At 68.8% G+C, this 16,583-nt stretch carries 15 protein-coding genes, 2 tRNA genes and 1 pseudogene; 8 read left to right on the forward strand and 10 right to left on the reverse strand.

Features of this window, described 5'->3' with window-relative positions:
* Nucleotides 1-92 precede the first annotated feature (92 nt).
* Both ABDW21_RS04210 and ABDW21_RS04215 read left to right on the forward strand, forming a co-directional pair.
* Entirely contained in the window at nucleotides 93-215 is a 123-nt protein-coding gene (locus ABDW21_RS04210; RefSeq protein WP_343601804.1) for a hypothetical protein, read from the forward strand.
* Nucleotides 206-278, forward strand: a tRNA-Ala gene (locus ABDW21_RS04215). Before ABDW21_RS04210 ends, ABDW21_RS04215 begins: the two co-directional genes overlap by 10 nt.
* A gap of 21 nt (nucleotides 279-299) precedes the next feature.
* Here ABDW21_RS04215 and cwsA read toward each other — a convergent pair.
* Nucleotides 300-692: a cell wall synthesis protein CwsA gene (gene cwsA, locus ABDW21_RS04220; RefSeq protein ID WP_343601805.1), complete on the reverse strand. Its 393-nt coding sequence runs from the start codon at nucleotides 690-692 to the stop codon at nucleotides 300-302.
* Nucleotides 693-836: 144 nt separating this feature from the next.
* Between cwsA and ABDW21_RS04225 the strand changes: the two genes are divergently transcribed.
* Nucleotides 837-1,385, forward strand: coding sequence for a peptidylprolyl isomerase (locus ABDW21_RS04225; protein WP_343601806.1), 549 nt, complete (start codon nucleotides 837-839; stop codon nucleotides 1,383-1,385).
* Nucleotides 1,386-1,396: 11 nt separating this feature from the next.
* Here the strand turns inward: ABDW21_RS04225 and ABDW21_RS04230 are convergent, their stop codons facing one another.
* Nucleotides 1,397-1,813 carry a PH domain-containing protein gene (locus tag ABDW21_RS04230; protein ID WP_343601807.1) on the reverse strand — a complete coding sequence of 139 codons (417 nt, stop codon included), beginning with the start codon at nucleotides 1,811-1,813 and terminating at the stop codon, nucleotides 1,397-1,399.
* A 155-nt stretch (nucleotides 1,814-1,968) separates the two neighbouring features.
* Nucleotides 1,969-2,250, reverse strand: coding sequence for a cell division protein CrgA (gene crgA, locus ABDW21_RS04235; RefSeq protein WP_343601809.1), 282 nt, complete (start codon nucleotides 2,248-2,250; stop codon nucleotides 1,969-1,971).
* Between the two features lie 120 nt (nucleotides 2,251-2,370).
* Here crgA and ABDW21_RS04240 point away from each other — a divergent pair, with 120 nt between their 5' ends.
* Nucleotides 2,371-3,114 carry a DUF881 domain-containing protein gene (locus ABDW21_RS04240; RefSeq protein WP_343710089.1) on the forward strand — a complete coding sequence of 248 codons (744 nt, stop codon included), beginning with the start codon at nucleotides 2,371-2,373 and terminating at the stop codon, nucleotides 3,112-3,114.
* Between the two features lie 20 nt (nucleotides 3,115-3,134).
* Nucleotides 3,135-3,824 carry an aminodeoxychorismate/anthranilate synthase component II gene (locus tag ABDW21_RS04245; protein WP_343601811.1) on the forward strand — a complete coding sequence of 230 codons (690 nt, stop codon included), beginning with the start codon at nucleotides 3,135-3,137 and terminating at the stop codon, nucleotides 3,822-3,824.
* Here the strand turns inward: ABDW21_RS04245 and pknB are convergent.
* From pknB to ABDW21_RS04280, 7 genes are all read right to left on the reverse strand, one after another.
* Nucleotides 3,802-5,682, reverse strand: coding sequence for a Stk1 family PASTA domain-containing Ser/Thr kinase (pknB, locus tag ABDW21_RS04250; protein WP_343601813.1), 1,881 nt, complete (start codon nucleotides 5,680-5,682; stop codon nucleotides 3,802-3,804). The genes ABDW21_RS04245 and pknB overlap by 23 nt on opposite strands.
* On the reverse strand, nucleotides 5,679-6,941 hold the full coding sequence (locus ABDW21_RS04255; protein WP_343710090.1) for a protein kinase: 1,263 nt from the start codon (nucleotides 6,939-6,941) through the stop codon (nucleotides 5,679-5,681). The genes pknB and ABDW21_RS04255 overlap by 4 nt, the downstream gene beginning before the upstream one ends.
* 73 nt (nucleotides 6,942-7,014) lie before the next feature.
* Nucleotides 7,015-8,490 (reverse strand): D,D-transpeptidase PbpA, encoded by a 1,476-nt coding sequence (gene pbpA, locus ABDW21_RS04260; RefSeq protein ID WP_343601817.1) that lies wholly within the window; start codon nucleotides 8,488-8,490, stop codon nucleotides 7,015-7,017.
* Nucleotides 8,487-9,896, reverse strand: a complete 1,410-nt coding sequence (locus ABDW21_RS04265; protein WP_343601819.1) for an FtsW/RodA/SpoVE family cell cycle protein — start codon at nucleotides 9,894-9,896, stop codon at nucleotides 8,487-8,489. The genes pbpA and ABDW21_RS04265 overlap by 4 nt, the downstream gene beginning before the upstream one ends.
* On the reverse strand, nucleotides 9,893-11,359 hold the full coding sequence (locus ABDW21_RS04270; protein ID WP_343601821.1) for a PP2C family serine/threonine-protein phosphatase: 1,467 nt from the start codon (nucleotides 11,357-11,359) through the stop codon (nucleotides 9,893-9,895). Before ABDW21_RS04270 ends, ABDW21_RS04265 begins: the two co-directional genes overlap by 4 nt.
* The gene (locus ABDW21_RS04275) at nucleotides 11,356-11,823 is read right to left on the reverse strand and encodes an FHA domain-containing protein (protein ID WP_343601822.1); all 468 of its coding nucleotides are present in this window, start codon (nucleotides 11,821-11,823) and stop codon (nucleotides 11,356-11,358) included. Before ABDW21_RS04275 ends, ABDW21_RS04270 begins: the two co-directional genes overlap by 4 nt.
* 119 nt (nucleotides 11,824-11,942) lie before the next feature.
* Entirely contained in the window at nucleotides 11,943-12,974 is a 1,032-nt protein-coding gene (locus ABDW21_RS04280; RefSeq protein ID WP_343601823.1) for an FHA domain-containing protein, read from the reverse strand.
* 729 nt (nucleotides 12,975-13,703) lie between these two features.
* Here ABDW21_RS04280 and ABDW21_RS04285 point away from each other — a divergent pair.
* The 3 genes and pseudogenes from ABDW21_RS04285 (at nucleotide 13,704) to ABDW21_RS04295 (ending at nucleotide 16,385) form a co-directional block, all read left to right on the forward strand.
* A tRNA-Leu gene (locus ABDW21_RS04285) sits at nucleotides 13,704-13,786 on the forward strand.
* Nucleotides 13,787-14,210: 424 nt separating this feature from the next.
* Nucleotides 14,211-14,358: pseudogene (locus ABDW21_RS04290) on the forward strand (hypothetical protein); the annotation flags it as partial.
* Between the two features lie 275 nt (nucleotides 14,359-14,633).
* Complete coding sequence (locus tag ABDW21_RS04295; RefSeq protein WP_343601825.1) at nucleotides 14,634-16,385, forward strand: serine/threonine-protein kinase; 1,752 nt, start codon at nucleotides 14,634-14,636, stop codon at nucleotides 16,383-16,385.
* The last annotated feature ends 198 nt before the right edge of the window (nucleotides 16,386-16,583 follow it).

Here is a 16,583-nt window from a genome sequence, read left to right on the forward strand (position 1 = left end):
AGCTCAGGCGGTTAGAGCGCTTCGCTGATAACGAAGAGGTCGGAGGTTCGAGTCCTCCTAGGCCCACAACCATGTGTCCGTCCCGGCGCTTCGTGAGGTTCGCACTGCTGGTGGCCGTGCTCGCGGCGGCCGCGCTGGCGGTGCGGTCCCGGCGCGGCGCCGAGGTCTGGCATGTGACTGCCGGCCCCACCGCGGGCCGGGGCGAGGGGCCTTAGCTCAGTTGGTAGAGCGCTGCCTTTGCAAGGCAGAAGTCAGGGGTTCGAATCCCCTAGGCTCCACTCTCCGGGATCAGGGCGGGGTCAGGGCCGCGGCTGCACCTCGACGCTGGGCGGCCGCGTCGACGGCTCCGGGCGCGACGAGCGGCGGATCACCGAAAACGCGGCGGCGCCAACGGCCAGGGCCACGACGACGCCGGCGATCAACCACGGGCGCGCAGTGTGCCGGCCGGATCGTCGCGCCCGCTGCAGACCGGCGGCCACCTCCTGCGAGACGGCGTCGCGAGCGACCTGCAGGTCCCGGGCCAGCCGGCCCTCCTGGTACCGGCGCCGCAGCCGGGACGCGCCCTCCTGCGCGGAATCGACTCCCAGTGCGACAACGCCGCGCGTCACGTCCACCGGCCCCAGGGCGGTGTACGTCAGTCCCCGGGTCAACCGCTGCCGCGGAGTCAACCGGACGTCCGTGTTCGAGCTCATCTGCCGCCTTCCTGCCGATTGTGCCTGCGAACTTCCTAGCCTGCCACGTTCTGCGGCGCCGGCGGGACCAATGGGCCAACAGGCCACGGAGCCGATGCCGCGCCCCCGACCAGGGGTACTGGGCGACGGGCGCCCACGGCGTTGATGGCAGACTCTGCTGTCGTGACCACCACCCCGATTCAGACAGCCACCGCCACGCTGCACACCAACCGCGGCGACATCAAGATCGCGCTCTTCGGCAACCACGCCCCCAAGACCGTCGCCAATTTCGTGGGTCTTGCGCAGGGCACCAAGGACTACTCGACCGAGAACGCCTCGGGCAGCATCGCCGGGCCCTTCTACGACGGCGCCGTGTTCCACCGCGTGATCAGCGGCTTCATGATCCAGGGCGGCGACCCGACGGGCACCGGCCGCGGCGGCCCGGGCTACCGTTTCGCCGACGAGTTCCACCCGGAGTTGCAGTTCGACAAGCCGTATCTGCTGGCGATGGCGAACGCGGGCCCGGGCACCAACGGCTCGCAGTTCTTCATCACGGTCGGCGAGACGCCGCACCTGAACCGCCGGCACACCATCTTCGGCGAGGTTCTCGACCCGGATTCCCGCAAGGTCGTCGACGCTATCGCCGCCACCCCCACCGACCACACTGATCGGCCGACCGAACCCGTCGTCATCGAGTCGATCACGATTTCCTGACCCGCCCTCCGTCAGGAGCCGGCGTAGCCGGCGGCGGTGAGCGCGTCGAGCACGTCCAACGGGTCGGTCCCGAGGTCCCAGCGGGAGAAGATCAGCAGACGGCCGCCCACCGCCTCGATCTCCAGCAACCGCATCCTGCGTCCGATGCGGCGGAACTCCGTGATCCGGACGAGCGTGATGTCCGCGGGCCGGAATCGCTGCGCCCGCACCCATCCGCGGGCGACCAGACCGTCGGGGGTGATTGCCAGCTTGGGCCGAGCGTGCCACGAGACGGTGGCAAACAAGATCAAACCGGTGGCGGCAACACCGGCCAGGACACGTCCCGGCGGGTCTGTGACCAGAGTCACAGCGCAGAACGCCATCGCGGCGCCGGCGATTCCGCACAGTGCGATGCCCGCCGTGCGCGGCGCCCACGTCGTTTGCTGCATGGGCTACCTAGCCCGCCCACCACTGCCGATGCGGTTATCCACAAGCGCTGTCAACACTGGGGATGAATCACAATCGTGTGATTGGACGACCGCAAATTTTCGGGTCCGATAATGTCTGTCCCCGGCGCTGACGCCATCATCGGCGCCGGGGCGCACTATCGCCACCGCATCGTGAGCAACAAGCCACTGATCATGAAAGCAAACGCGACGGCGTAGTTCCACGGACCGAGTTGCCCCATCCAGTTCAGCACCGACGGCGCGTCGGGGCCGGAGGCCGCCAGCTGGAACACCATCAGCCAGAGCAGCCCGATCAGCATCAGACCGACGAACAACGCGACGAACCAGACACTAGACGGCCCGGCCTTGACCTTGACCGGCGTGCGGCTGACCGCGCTGACCGTGAAGTCGTTCTTCTTGCGGACCTTGGACTTGGGCATCGATACCTCGGACAGGTGAGCAGGGCGGGTGCGACGATAACTGCGACGATAACGTCGGCAGCCAGGGGCATAGTTCGGCTACGAGACTAACCCACCCCACGACCGGCGAACGGAGTGTCGATGGCCGCACCGAAACGATCACCGTGGCGCGTCGGCGTCCCGCTGGTGTGCCTGCTGGCCGGCCTGCTGCTCGGCGCCACGCAGGGTGTGTCCGGCGGCGGCGAGATCCGGCGCAGCGACGCGCCGCGGCTGGTCGACCTGGTCCGCGCCGCCCAGTCGTCGGTGAACGGCCTGAGCGCGCGGCGCGACAGGCTCGCCGCCACGATCGACTCCACGCACGGTCGCTCCCCGGGTGCGGCACTGGCGGCGATGCTGCGACGCTCCGCCGAGCTCGCCGGTGACGCCGGCCTGGACCCGGTGCACGGGCCGGGTCTGGTGGTGACGCTCACCGACGCCCAGCGGGACGCCAACGGCCGCTTCCCTCGCGACGCCGCACCCGACGATCTGGTGGTGCACCAGCAGGACATCCAGGCCGTGCTCAACGCGCTGTGGAGCGCCGGCGCGGAGGCGATCCAGATGCAGGACCAGCGGATCATCGCCACCTCGGCGCCTCGCTGCGTCGGAAACACCCTGCTGCTCAACGGGCGCACCTACAGCCCGCCGTACACCATCGCCGCCGTCGGGGATGCCGCGGCGATGCAGGCCGCACTGGCGGCCGCTCCCCTGGTGACCCTGTACAAGCAGTACGTGGTGCGGTTCGGCCTGGGCTACACCGAGCAGGTCATGTCCGACGTGCGGATCGTCGGCCACGCCGACCCGCCGCGGATGCACTACGCGGTGCCGGCCGGGCCGATCAGCTACTGACCCGGCGGTAGCCTGGCACGATGCGCATCCTGGTTGTCGACAACTACGACAGCTTCGTATTCAACCTGGTGCAGTACCTCGGCCAGCTAGGCGTCGAAGCACAGGTGTGGCGCAACGACGACGTCCGGGTGTCCGAACCTGCCGCGGCCGCAGCCCAGTTCGACGGTGTGCTGCTCAGCCCGGGGCCGGGCACCCCGCAACGCGCGGGTGCGTCGGTGGGCTTGGTCCGCGCGTGCGCCGCGGCGCGCACCCCCGTGCTCGGAGTGTGCCTGGGGCACCAGGCCATCGGGGTGGCTTTCGGCGCCACCGTGGACCGGGCACCGGAATTGCTGCACGGCAAGACCAGCAGTGTGTTCCACACGAACAGCGGTGTGCTCCATGGACTTCCGGATCCGTTCACGGCGACCCGCTACCACTCGCTGACGATCCTGCCGGACACGCTGCCCGCCGAGCTGGAGGTGACCGCCCGCACCCGCAGCGGTGTCATCATGGGTGTGCGCCACACCGAGCTGCCCGTCCACGGGGTGCAGTTCCACCCGGAGTCGATCCTCACCGAGGGCGGACACCGATTGCTGGCCAACTGGCTGGCCTACTGCGGGCACCCGCGCGACGACGCACTGATAGGACGGCTGGAAAGCGAGGTGCTCGCCGCCGTGCGGACCCATGACACCGGTGCGGTGGCGGCGGTTACTGGCCGAACCTCAGCGTGACGCTGCCGTCCTTGTTGACACCTTGCCCGGCGGCCGGCGTCTGGTAGACCACGCGGTTACGCGCGGAGCCGCCCGCGTCCACGTCGGAACCCTTGTCGAGCACCCCGGTCCAGCCCAGCGCGCGTAGCCGCGGTTCGGCGTCGGTCCAGAACATGCCCACCAGATCGGGCATCACGAATTGGTTGCCCTTGGACACCTGCAACTCGATCACCGAGTCGAGCGGCACGTTGGTTCCGGCCGGCGGATTGGTGCCCAGCACCTCGCCGGCCGGCTTCGGGCTGTCCACCGAGGCTTGAGCGAACTTGGAGAAGCCGTAGACGGTCAGGTTCTTCTGCGCCTCGTCGGCCAGCTGGCCCGCCACGTCGGGCACGTCCTTGGTGGCCGGACCGGAACCGACGACGATGGTGATCTCGTTGGTGATCGCCGACGTTTGGTTGGCCGGCGGATTGGTCCCGATGACCCGGCCCTGCAGCTCCGGAGTAGACGGCGAACGCACCTGTTTGACCCGGCCGAACCCGGCGGACTTGAGCTTCTGCACCGCCGCCGGGTAGCTCAGCGAGGACACGTCGGGCACCTCGCGCTGCTCGGGTCCGGTGGAGACGTTGACGGTGATCTGCTCGCCGGCGCCGACCGAGGCGTTGGCGGCGGGATCGGTGCCGATGACGTGGTCGGGCAGCACCGTGGAGTCCGGCTTCTGTTGGGTGCGTGTCTTGAATCCGCGGTTCTGCAGCACGGCGATCGCGTCGGCCGACACCTGACCCCGCACGTCGGGCACCTGCACATTACGGGTCTTGCCGCCGAACGTATTGATCACGATGGTGGCGACGACGGTCAGCACCGCCAGGACGGCGACGGCGGTAAGCCACCGCCCCACCGACCCGACGCCGGTGTCTCGATCGAAGTTCAGTTGCTGGCTGGGCAACGGGTCGGTGTGCGCTCCGGGCGGACCCGACGGCGAGGACGCCGCCAGCAGCGATGTGCGGTCGGCCTCGGTGAGCACCTTGGGCGCCTCGGGTTGCTCGCCGTTGTGAACCCGGACCAGGTCGGCCCGCATCTCGGCGGCGGTCTGGTAGCGGTTCTCGGGATTTTTAGCCAGCGCCTTGAGCACGACGGCGTCGAGTTCGGCGGAGATGCGCGGGTGCCGTTGCGACGGCGGGACGGGGTCTTCACGAACATGCTGATAGGCCACCGCCACGGGCGAATCGCCGACGAACGGCGGTTCCCCGGTAAGGATTTCGTACAGAACGCAGCCGAGCGAGTAGACATCGGAGCGGGCGTCGACGGCCTCGCCGCGGGCCTGCTCGGGCGACAGGTACTGCGCCGTGCCGATCACGGCCGCGGTCTGGGTGACGCTGTTGCCGCCGTCGGCGATCGCCCGGGCGATCCCGAAGTCCATCACCTTCACCGCCCCGGTCGTGCTGATCATGATGTTTGCCGGTTTGACGTCGCGGTGGATGATGCCGTGCTGATGCGAAAAATTCAGCGCCTGGCAGGCGTCGGCGATCACCTCGATGGCACGCTGGGCCGGCATCGGCCCCTCGGTGTGCACGATGTCGCGCAGGGTGACGCCGTCGACGTACTCCATCACGATGTAGGGCAGCGGCCCGGCGGCCGTTTCGGCTTCGCCGGTGTCGTACACGGCGACGATCGCCGGGTGGTTCAGCGCCGCCGCGTTCTGGGCCTCACGCCGGAAGCGGAGGTAGAAGCTGGGGTCGCGGGCCAGGTCGGCGCGCAGCACCTTGACCGCGACATCCCGGTGCAGCCGGACGTCCCGGGCCAGGTGAACTTCCGACATTCCCCCGAAGCCGAGGATGTCGCCGAGTTCGTAGCGGTCGGACAGGTGCTGCGGGGTCGTCATCGCGGGATCTCTTGTCGGCTCGGCGACGCGTCGGCCAGCCCGCCATCCGTCCGCTCGGACGGCTGCGCCGACGCCGACGGGCCCGCGCCGGCCGGTGTCTTCGTGGGCGAGGGGGTCCCGGATTCGGTGACGGTCGGGGCGGACGGCTGTGGCTGCGGGCTGTCGCCGCGCGAGTTGATCACGATGAGCACCGCGACGATGATCGCCAGCGCGCCCAGCACCCCGGCCGCCCACAGCAGCGCCCGCTGACCCGACGAGAACGTGCGGTGCGGCGGCGCCGCTCGGTGCGGGCCGGTCGTGGGCCGCGAACGGCGGGCCGCGGTGGCCCGGCTGGTCGTCGTGGCCACCGCCCGCGTGAGCGCGCCCGACGGGATGGACGCCGGGGCGGCCCGGCCGGCGGGCGTCTGGCTGGGCCGCGGCGGCCGGCGGCCCGCGCGCACCGCCGCCACGGCGTCAGCGAAGGGGCCGCCGCTTTTGTACCGCATGCCGGGGTTTTTCACCAGCGTGAGCTCGATCAGTTCGCGCACGTTGGGCGGCACCTCGGCGGGCAGCGGCGGCGGCGGCTCTTTGATGTGCTTCATCGCCACCGTCAGCGCGCCGTCACCGGTGAACGGCCGCTTGCCCGAGAGGGATTCGTAGCCGACGACTCCCAGCGAATACACGTCGCAGGCCGGGGTCGCGTCGTGACCGAGCGCCTGTTCCGGCGCGATGTACTGGGCGGTGCCCATCACCATTCCTGTCTGTGTGACCGGCGCCGCGTCGACGGCCTTGGCGATGCCGAAGTCGGTGATCTTCACCTGACCGGTCGGGGTGATCAAGATGTTGCCGGGTTTGACGTCGCGGTGCACCAGTCCGGCGGCGTGCGCGACCTGCAGCGCGCGACCGGTCTGCTCGAGCATGTCCAGCGCGTGCCGCAGCGAGAGTTTGCCGGTCCGTTTGAGCACCGAGTTCAGCGGCTCGCCGTTGACCAGCTCCATCACCAGGTAAGCGGTGCGGCCCTCGCCGTCCATTTGCGTTTCGCCGTAGTCGTGCACGCTGGCGATACCCGGATGGTTGAGCATCGCGGTGGTGCGCGCCTCGATGCGAAACCGTTCGATGAATTCGGGGTCCGACGAGAACTCGCTCTTGAGCACTTTGACCGCCACGCGCCGCCCCAGCCGGCTGTCCACGGCCTCCCATACCTGGCCCATGCCGCCGGTGGCGATCAGGCGCTGCAGGCGGTACCGGCCCGACAGCGTCACGCCTACTCGCGGGCTCATGCCTCGACTCCCGCTCGCCCCGGTCCGCGCTCGTTCCTCGCTGCGATCCTCACTCGCGTCGTCTTCGGGGGGCTCATGGTCCTCCCTGCAGCGCTGCCTCGATCACCGCCCGCCCGATCGGCGTGGCGAGCGCACCGCCGGTCGCGGACAGCCGGTCGGCGCCACCTTCGACCAGCACGGCGACAGCCACCCGCGGGCTCTGGACCGGCGCAAAGGCGATGTACCACGCGTGCGGAGGGGTGTTGCGCGGGTCCGTGCCGTGCTCTGCGGTACCGGTCTTGGATGCGATCTGCACGCCGGGGATTGCTCCCTTCTGCTGGGTGAGTTGCTCGGCGCCGACCATCAAATCCTTGAGCTTAGCCGCGACCTGGGGGGACACCGCGCGGCGTTGCTCGTGCGGGGCGGTGGTGGCGATGTTGGCCAGGTCTGGTCCCTGAAGGTCGTCGACGAGGTAGGGCGCCATCGTGATCCCGTCGTTGGCGACGGTCGCGGCCACCAGCGCATTCTCCAGCGGCGTCAACGCGACGTCCCTCTGCCCGATACTGGACATGCCCAGCGCCGCGCCGTCGGTGATGGGCCCGACGGTGGATTGGGCTACCTGCAGCGGGATCGGGTCCGGCGGGACGTCGAAACCGAACGACGCGGCGGTGCGTCGCAGCGCGTCGGTGCCGGTGATGATTCCGAGTTGCACGAACGCGGTGTTGCACGAGCGGGCGAACGCGTCGCGCAGCGACACCGTCGGCTCCGGGCCGCAGGCCGCGCCGCCGTAGTTCTCCAGGGTGGCGGAGCTGCCCGGCAGCGGAATGGTGGGCGCCGCGGTCAGCCGCTCGTCTTCGGTGGCGCCGGCCTGCAGCGCCGCCGCCGCGGTGATCACCTTGAAGGTGGAACCCGGCGGATAGGTCTCGGCGATGGCGCGGTTGGTCAGCGGCGAGTCGGGATCGTCACGAAACTGTTGCCAGGCTCGCGACTGCTGCTCGGCGTTGTGCGAGGACAGCAAGTTGGGGTCGTAGGACGGCGACGACACCAACGCCAGGATCTTGCCGGTGGACGGTTCCAGCGCGACCACGGCGCCTTTGCACGGTCCGTTGCAACCCTGCCGCATCGCATCCCAGCCGGCCTGCTGGACCCGCGGGTTGATGGTGGTTCCGACGTTGCCGCCGCGGGGATCACGACCGGTGAAGAAGTCGGCCAGCCGCCGTCCGAACAGCCGCTCGTCGGACCCGTTGAGCAGCGGCCCTTCGGCGCGCTCCAATCCGGTGCTGGAGTAGCGCAACGAGTAGAACCCGGTGACCGGGGCGTACTGCTCGGGGTTGGGGTACACGCGCAAAAAATGGAAGGGGCCGTCGGTGGCCACCGAGTACGCCAGCAATTGCCCGCCGGCGGTGATCTGACCGCGCTGCCGCGTGTACTCGTCGAGCAGGACCCGCTGATTGCGGGGATCGTTTCGCAACCCGTCGGCGGTGAATACCTGAGCGCGGGTCGCGTTGACCACCAGCAGCACGACCGACGCCAGCACGGCCATCGAGACGCGGCGCAGGGAAGCGTTCATACCCGCTCGATCACCTCGGTGCCGGCGGCCGCTATCGGGGGCCGGTCGCGTGGCGGGGTGTGAAACGGGCGCCGGGCGGCATGCGAGATCCGGATCAGAACGGCCAGCAGTACATAGTTGGCCAGCAACGACGAGCCGCCGTAGGACATCCACGGTGTGGTCAAACCGGTCAACGGAATCAGCTTGGTCACCCCGCCCACGACGATGAACAGCTGGATGGCCAGCGTCGAGGCGAACCCCGCCGCGAGCAGTTTGCCGAAGCTGTCACGCACCGCGATCGCGGTGCGCATGCCGCGGATGATGACGATGGTGTAAAGCATCAGCAGCCCGGCCAGTCCGACCAGTCCGAGCTCTTCGCCGAAGGCGGCGATGATGAAATCGGTCGACGCCGCCGGCACGCTGTCGGGCTGGCCGTTGCCCAGCCCGGTGCCGAACATGCCGCCGGTGGCAAAGCTGAACAGCGACTGCACCAGCTGGTAGCCACTGCCCTCGGGGTCGGCGAACGGGTCCATCCAGGTTTGCACCCGAACTCGGACGTGCTCGAAAACGAAATACGCCGCAAAGCTGCCCAACGCGAACAACGTCAAGCCGATCACTACCCAACTAAACCGTTGGGTGGCGATGTACACCACGACCAGGAAGGAGGCGTAGAGCAGCAGCGAGGTCCCCAGGTCCTTTTCGAAGACCATCACGCCGACGGAGATAACCCACGCCGCCAGCAGCGGCCCAAGGTCTCGCGGGCGGGGCAGGTCCATGCCGAGCACGTGTTTGCCCGCACTGACGAACAGGCTGCGTTTGGCCACCAGAACCGCGGAAAAGAAGACGAGCAACAAGATCTTGGAGAATTCGGCGGGCTGAATCGAAAAGCCTGGCAACCGAATCCAGATCTTGGCGCCGTGCTGTTCGGAGACCGACGACGGCAGCAGCGCCGGGATTGCCAGCAGCACCAAGCCGGCCGCACCGCAGATGTAGCCGTAGCGGGCCAGTTGTCGATGGTCTTTCAACCAGGCCAGTACCGCCGCGAAGACGGCCACGCCCAACCCGGTCCACACCATCTGCTGGGTGGCGCCGGGATGCCCCCGGGTATCCGTGAGGCGGGCGGCGAGGTCGAGGCGGTGGATCATCACCAGTCCCAGCCCGTTCAGCAGCATCACCACCGGCAGCAGCAGCGGGTCGGCATACGCGGCAAAACGTCTGATCGCCACGTGCGCGCAGACGAACATCGCCAGGAACGCGGCGGCGTAGCCGGCCAGGGTCCACCGCAACCCGCGATCTTGGTTGGCCTCGACGATCGCCAGCGCCGCGGCGGTGATCGCGGCGGCGAAGCACAGCAGCAGGAGTTCGGCGTTACGCCGATTCGGCAGCGTCGGCGTCACCGGTACTGGCTGCTGGGGTTGGGTCGTCATGCCGGGGCCCGGCAGTCGGTGCCTGGCGTGGGCGGCGGCGGGAGCGCCGTCGCGGTGGGTGCGGTGGTGGCCGGCGACGGGCCTACCGCGGGTTCCTCGGGCGTCACGGTAGCGCCGGAAGATCCGCCCGGTCGGGGCGCCGGCGCAGTTTTGGCCGTCGGCCCCGGAGGCGACACGACCCGCCGCGACGGACACAGGGGCAGCAAGGATTCTGTGGACAGCTTGTGCAGCTGCGCGATGGCCTCGTCCAGGGTGCCCGTCGGCAGGCCGGCCGCCACCTGTGCGCGGCCCGACGGGCCGAGGTCCGACAGCTTCATCGGGAGGCAGTTGCGGGCATCGGCCGGCTGCCCGTAGCGGATCACCGACAATTCGCTGCGGCTGTTCAAGCAGCCGTGTGAGTAGGGCTGGTTCAGCGACAGGCCGAGGATCGACACCGGGACGCCCTGCATGATCGAGACAGTGCCCTGGTAGTCGGCGACGTAGTAATAGCTGCGGATGACTGCCCGGCCGATGGCGACCGCCGCGAGCACCAGCAAGACGATCAGCGCGGCGCCGACTGCTGCCCGCCGATGTGATCGGTGCGGTGTGATGGCGGCTTCGACTTGCGGCAGCATGCGCCTGACGACGCTTTTGCGGGGATTGATGGCCGAGGCCCGACCGGCGGCGGTGTTGGGCCGGGTCGACTGGTCGCGATCATCGGAGTCACCGGATACCGCGCCCCCGACGATCGGCTGGGTGGGGCCGTAGTCATGGTCGACGACGTCGGCCACCACCACCGTGACGTTGTCCGGGCCGCCGCCGCGCAGCGCCAGTTCGATGAGCCGGTCGGCGCTCTCGGTGACGTCGGGAATCTTGAGGGTCTCGAGAATGGTTTCGTCGCTGACCGGGTCGGAGAGCCCGTCGGAGCAGAGCAGGTAGCGGTCGCCCGCGTGCACCTCCCGCATCGTCAGGGTGGGCTCGACTTCGTGACCGGTCAGTGCCCGCATGATCAGCGAGCGCTGCGGATGGCTATGAGCCTCCTCGCGGGTGATCCTGCCCTCGTCGACCAGGGTTTGCACGAACGTGTCGTCTTTGGTGATCTGGGTGAGTTCGCCGTCGCGCAGCAGGTAGCCGCGTGAGTCGCCGATATGCGCCAACCCAAGCCGGTTGCCCGCGAACAGGATTGCGGTCAGCGTGGTGCCCATGCCCTCCAGGTCGGGTTCCATCTCGACTTGCGCGGCGATCGCCGAATTACCTTCTCGCACCGCGGTATCGAGCTTGGCCAGCAGGTCGCCGCCGGGCTCGTCGTCGTCCAGTTGGGCCAACGCGGCGATCACCAACTGGGACGCGACCTCACCGGCCGCGTGGCCGCCCATGCCGTCGGCCAACGCCAAAAGACGTGCTCCGGCGTACACCGAATCCTCGTTGTTGGAGCGCACCAGGCCGACATCGCTGCGGGCCGCATAGCGAAGGACCAGCGTCACGGGCGCAACTCGATTACCGTTTTGCCGATACGAATCGGCGTGCCGAGGGGAACGCGTATAGCCGTCGTCACCTTTGCCCTGTCAAGGTATGTGCCGTTGGTCGACCCTAGATCTTCGACGTACCACTCCAGGCCGCGCTGGGAAAGCCGCGCGTGCCGCGTCGAGGCGTAGTCGTCGGTCAGCACGAGCGTGGAGTCGTCGGCGCGTCCGATCAGCACCGGCTGGTTGCTGAGGGTGATCCGCGCGCCCAGTAGCGAGCCTTCGGTGACCAGCAGATAGCGTGCCGCACGGCTGCGCTGCCGCGACGGCAGCAGAGTGCCGCGCAACGCCAGGCCGCGTCGTGCCAGCACCGCACCGGCCGGGGCGTAGATGTCCGTCCGCAGGATCCGCAACACCGACCAGATAAAAAGCCACAACAGCATCAGGAATCCGGCACGCGTCAGCTGCAGAACCAGTCCCTGCATCTGGCGTCCTCTCCATCCTGGCGCCGTTCGCACCGTCGCACCCGCGATGCCGAGCACATCGGCAACGTCACGATACTTGGACGGCGTTGGACACGGGTGCAGCTCGGCCGGCCCGCGCGTCAGCGGATTCTGACGACGATCTCGGAGTGCCCCAGCCGGATCACGTCGCCATCGGCCAGCTGCCACTCCTGCACCGGCGCGTTGTTGACGGTCGTCCCGTTGGTCGAGTTCAGGTCGGACAGCAGCGCCACTTGCCCGTCCCACCGGATCTCGAGGTGGCGTCGCGACACCCCGGTGTCGGGCAGGCGGAACTGCGCGTCCTGTCCCCTGCCGATGACGTTCGCGCCGTCGCGGAGCTGGTAGGTCCGGCCGCTTCCGTCGTCGAGCTGCAGGGTCACCGTGGTGCCGGATGACCCGTAGCCGCCCGCCTCGTAGCCGCCGTAGCCGCCGGGCGCAGACTGCCCATAGTCGTAGCCGGCGCTGGGCGCCGCATCGGCGTACTGGGTGTACTCGGGCGATCCGTAGTCCTGCCGGCCGTATCCCGGACCGCCCGGGTACCCCTGGTCGTAGCCGCCGCCTTGGCCGGCGTAGGGCGCCCGTTGGTCGGGCGGGCCGTAACCGGGGTCGTCCGGACGCGCGGGTGGGCGGCCGTCGTCGCCGTAGCCCGGCCCGCCGGGTGGGCCGTAGCCGCCGCCCTGCTGGTAACCCTGGTCGCGGGCTTGGCCGCCGTAGCCGGCGACGGGACGCTGTTCGTACGGAGGGTAGCCGCCCTGGTTCGGGTAGCCGCGCTGGTCGGGGTAGCCGCCCTGGTTGGGGTAGCCGCGCTGGTTGGGGTAGCCGCGCTGGTTGGGGTAGCCGCGCTGGTTGGGGTAGCCGCGTGGGTCGGGGTAGCCGCGTGGGTCGGGGTAGCCGCGCTGGTCGGGGTAGCCGCGCGGGTCGCCGTAGCCGCGCTGGTCGCCGTAGTCGGGGTAGCCACCCTGGTTCGGGTAGCCACCTTGCTCGGCGTAGCCGACGGGTTCCGGCGGGTACGGGTCGCGGGACTCCTGACCACCAGAAGGATCATCCTGCGGCGGCTCGTGGCGTTCCTCGTGGTAATCGTCGCTGGGCTCCCCCTGCCCCGGGCCACCGCGATAGCTGGGATTCTCGGTCATGGGTGGTACTCCTGATTCTGCGTGGAAAGCATGAACTGATTGTGGTGCGACGAAATTGCCGGCCGGCTTTCGATGCTCGATATCGGGCTCGATATCGGGATTGACAACACTACGGGCGCGGAACTGACCGATGTGCAGGTTCGGGGACGGCTCGAACCTGACAACCACATCACCATACGTTTGCCACCCCTGTCGGCAGATATACGCGGCCAGCTGCTCGGCACACGCGCCCGACGCGATATCCGAGTCGGCGCTGACCTTCTCGTAGTCGTGCATACCGAGGGTAATGATGTATTCGTTCGGAGCCAAAAGGCGGTTTCGCGTCAGTGACTGAACGCCGTCAGCCGCTTCCCGGCGCAGCGTCGATACCACTTCCTGGGGCACGATCGGTCCGCCGAACACCCGGGCGAACGCATCTCCGACGGAGTACTGGAGTTTGCGCTCGATGCGTTGAACTAGCCCCCGTTGGCTGTTCATGCCCAACGCCCGCCTCACTCGTCTGTGTGGAGCCTCCCCGCAGGAACGAACCTCCCGCGTGTCGCAGCACCCTTCTGCTTCTCCAGATGGTATCGGTCCACCGCTGCGCCGCGGCACTGCCAGAACTCTGAGAATCGCGCTCGATGCCAGTTCGCAGCCAATCCGCGGGCCGCCGGCCCGCTGCCGATGGCCCCGAGGGCGCCGGCCAGGTTCGATACGCCGGCTACCGTGATAGTCTCGACCGGCCGTCGAGGGCGAGTGGCGGAATGGCAGACGCGCTGGCTTCAGGTGCCAGTGTCCTTCGGGACGTGGGGGTTCAAGTCCCCCTTCGCCCACCCCCAGTGCACTCCCTTGCGATGTCTCGGGACTTTCGGCACCCGTGCCGTGCGGCGTGGTTCACGGGTGTGCTCGTGGCCGGCAGCGGCGTGTGCCGGCCCCCGGGGCGGGTGCCTCGAATCCCGAGGAAGCGACGGGCACATGGTGCCGTGCGACCCGAGGACATCCGACCGAAGTCGCCCCACCCTGCACTCGTGATTCTGGGCACTCGTGATTCTGGGCACTCGTGATTCTGGCTGGTGACGCGGCATGCTCGCAGCTCGCGACATCGTGCTGCGGACGTTCCCCGGAAGGAACGTTTTGGTGGGGTAGGTCGGTGACCGATGACGGGATGGGATCGCGCTCGGGTCCACCGCATGGCTGGTCGTCGCCCCGGCCCCGATGGCACGGGTCTACTGGAGGCACCTTTTGGCCGCCACCCGTCAGGTGCGACCCGCGGGTCTGTATGTTCATGGAGCCGCACGCAGCGGACCGGCATCCGATCGAGCCCGTCGTCAGGAATTTCGGCAAGCGAACGGCCGAGGACGTGCGGTTCGAGTTCACCGACGCCTCCAGGGTCGCTGTGTGGGAGCCCGACGAGCCGACCGATGTCAGGATGCCCCGGATCGACCCTGGCCGCGACGCGGATTGCGAGCCAGTCCGCGGACGCCGTGGCAGCGCACAGGTATGACGGCGCCAGCTAACACCCGAGTACCCCGGTAATCGTGCTGCTACGGTTGTGCCGAGACCTACGTGCCGAGGAATCGCCGTCATTCTGGACGTATGTGGGGTCGCGCCCGGTGAGTCTGTCTCAGACGTCGCCTCGCCGCCGCGGAGGGGGTCGTTGATTGGTTCTAGGAGTCGGCGATGAGTGACACCGCGCAAGGTTCGCGGGTGGGCTCACAGTTCGGGCGCTATCACCTCAGGCGACTGATCGGGCGCGGCGGCATGGGCGAGGTGTACGAAGCCGAGGACACCGTAAAAGAGCGGTTTGTGGCGCTGAAGGTGTTGTCTCCGGCGCTGTGCCACGACCCGGTGTTCCGCGAGCGACTCCAGCGAGAAGCACGCACCGCGGGACGACTCCAGGAACCGCACGTGGTGCCCGTCCACGACTACGGCGAGATCGACGGGCAGCTGTATCTGGACATGCGCCTCATCGAAGGCACCGACCTGGCCGTGCTGTTGGAACAATCCGGCGCCCTGGCTCCCCCGCGCGCGGTTGCCATTGTTCGCCAGGCGGCGTCGGCGTTGGACGCCGCGCACGCCGCCGGCGTGGTCCATCGGGACATCAAACCGGAAAACATTCTGGTCACCCGCGACGACTTCGCGTATCTGGTCGATTTCGGGATCGCCAGCGCCACCACCGACGAGCGCCTGACCCAAACCGGCAGCGCCGTGGGGACCTGGAAGTACTCGGCGCCGGAGCGATTCACCAACGCCGACTTGGCTCCCGGCGTCGATATCTATGCGCTGACCTGTGTCCTGCACGAGTGCTTGACCGGGTCACCGCCGTACCGTGCCGACAGCGCGGGCATGCTCATCACCGCGCACCTGATGGAGCCGATCCCGCACCCCAGCCAGCTACGGCCCGGGGTTCCTGCCTCCTTCGACGCTGTGATCGCGCGAGGCATGGCCAAGGACCCCAAAGACCGCTACGCCAGCGCGGGCGATCTGGCTCAGGCGGCCCTCCACGCGCTCAGTGCGAGCGACCAAGATCGCGCCGACGACATCATCGAGCGCAGCGAGGAAGCCACCCTGCCGGAGGCCGACGTGGAACCCCCGCCCGTTCGGGCTTCTCCCCCGCCATCGCCACACCCACCGGTCGGACCCGCCCCTCCCCATCACGGCGGCCCGCCGGCGCCACCGCATCCCCAGCATGCACCAGCCTGGGGTCCGGGCGCCCGCAACACCCATCCCCCGTTCACTGGTTCCGTGGCTCCGCCACCGTTCCCACCCGCGGTCGGCGGAGCGTGGCCGGGACAGTTCGGCGCGCCCCATCCGATGCACCCGATTCGGCGACCGGCGTCGAGGAAACGGAACCCAAGACTGGTCATGGGTGCGGCAGGGGTGGCGATCGTGGTGCTAGTCGGATGGCTCATCATCTGGCTGGTGCGGCCGGCACCTTCTGCGCCGCGCGAGCCGACCGCAGGCCAACCGCCGTTGCCGAGCGCTGCCGAGCCCGCGCCGGCAGCCGCCGAGAATCAGGCGCGGCTGTACAGCGTGCTGCCACCGGGCTACGCTCCCGGTAACTGCAAGCCGACCACGCCGCCGCGAGGCGCATTGGCCGCAGCGTTATGCGGGGGCAATTCCGACCCGGACGGTCCGTCGGCGGCTTCCTACACGCTTTTCGCGGACAAGGGCTCGCTCCGGAGCGCTTTCGACCGAATCGTCAAGTCATCTGGGCCGGTCGATTGTCCGGGGCGAATCCAGTCACCGGGCCCCTGGCACCGCAACGCCACCCCGGACCTTCCGGCCGGCATGCTGTTGTGCGGCAGCCGGCAGGGCTCCCCGGCGGTGATCTGGACCAACGACGCCGCACTGCTGTTCAGCATCGTCAAATCAGGAGTGCAGGGACCCAGGTTGGAACAGCTTTACGCGTGGTGGTCGTCGCACTCGTGATGCCCCTCCTTGTCGCCGGCCGACGTGCGCAGCGGAGGTCTGCGCAATGTTGCGCAGCACCCGCGCGACAGTGGTAGACCACAGGGGTGCCAGCGGGCGCCAGCGATATTACGGAACGTGCGGAATCGGCCTGGCCCGTCGGCATGTGCCGTGGCTCGGCAAAGTCGCCGCCCGGGCCGCGTTAAGGAGCGAATCGCC

Origin of the sequence: Mycobacterium sp. (assembly GCF_039583805.1) — a bacterium.
Lineage (GTDB): Bacteria > Actinomycetota > Actinomycetes > Mycobacteriales > Mycobacteriaceae > Mycobacterium.

Bases quoted from the DNA above. Each gene is read 5' to 3' on its own strand.
- cwsA (WP_343601805.1), bottom strand. From the start codon at position 692: ATGAGCTCGAACACGGACGTCCGGTTGACTCCGCGGCAGCGGTTGACC.
- ABDW21_RS04225 (WP_343601806.1), top strand. From the start codon at position 837: ATGGCAGACTCTGCTGTCGTGACCACCACCCCGATTCAGACAGCCACC.
- ABDW21_RS04230 (WP_343601807.1), bottom strand. From the start codon at position 1,813: ATGCAGCAAACGACGTGGGCGCCGCGCACGGCGGGCATCGCACTGTGC.
- crgA (WP_343601809.1), bottom strand. From the start codon at position 2,250: ATGCCCAAGTCCAAGGTCCGCAAGAAGAACGACTTCACGGTCAGCGCG.
- ABDW21_RS04240 (WP_343710089.1), top strand. From the start codon at position 2,371: ATGGCCGCACCGAAACGATCACCGTGGCGCGTCGGCGTCCCGCTGGTG.
- ABDW21_RS04245 (WP_343601811.1), top strand. From the start codon at position 3,135: ATGCGCATCCTGGTTGTCGACAACTACGACAGCTTCGTATTCAACCTG.
- pknB (WP_343601813.1), bottom strand. From the start codon at position 5,682: ATGACGACCCCGCAGCACCTGTCCGACCGCTACGAACTCGGCGACATC.
- ABDW21_RS04255 (WP_343710090.1), bottom strand. From the start codon at position 6,941: ATGAGCCCGCGAGTAGGCGTGACGCTGTCGGGCCGGTACCGCCTGCAG.
- pbpA (WP_343601817.1), bottom strand. From the start codon at position 8,490: ATGAACGCTTCCCTGCGCCGCGTCTCGATGGCCGTGCTGGCGTCGGTC.
- ABDW21_RS04265 (WP_343601819.1), bottom strand. From the start codon at position 9,896: ATGACGACCCAACCCCAGCAGCCAGTACCGGTGACGCCGACGCTGCCG.
- ABDW21_RS04275 (WP_343601822.1), bottom strand. From the start codon at position 11,823: ATGCAGGGACTGGTTCTGCAGCTGACGCGTGCCGGATTCCTGATGCTG.
- ABDW21_RS04280 (WP_343601823.1), bottom strand. From the start codon at position 12,974: ATGACCGAGAATCCCAGCTATCGCGGTGGCCCGGGGCAGGGGGAGCCC.
- ABDW21_RS04295 (WP_343601825.1), top strand. From the start codon at position 14,634: ATGAGTGACACCGCGCAAGGTTCGCGGGTGGGCTCACAGTTCGGGCGC.